The organism is Sphingomonas sp. AC435 (assembly GCF_979253005.1).
In genome coordinates this window covers 1-245 of sequence record NZ_CEEDCJ010000088.1, presented here as the reverse complement: position 1 = coordinate 245, position 245 = coordinate 1, and the positions used below count along the sequence as shown (strand labels likewise).

Annotated in this window: 1 protein-coding gene; it reads left to right on the top strand. The window is 67.3% G+C overall.

What is annotated here, in order from left to right; translation table 11 throughout:
- Positions 1-245, top strand: a 245-nt coding sequence (locus tag AC0CH8_RS19050) for a hypothetical protein (RefSeq protein ID WP_465241222.1), incomplete at both ends; no start/stop codon positions are given.

The following is a 245-nucleotide window of genomic DNA, read 5'->3' as shown; positions in this document are numbered from 1 at the left end:
GCTGACGCTGGCATCGCCGCTGGTCGGGATCGTACCGTCCGACACGATCGTGAAGGTGGTGTCGCTGAGCGGCACGTTGTTGATGGCCGGGGCGGTCTGGCGGCTGTTGCGCGCCAGGAACGCCCCTCATCCCGAACGGCACGCGCTCTATGCACTGCTCCTGCCCGGCGGGCTGATGAATACCGCTCTGATGGCGCAATGCGATGCGCTCTACGCCGCGCCGACAGTCATGGCAGTCGCTGCCG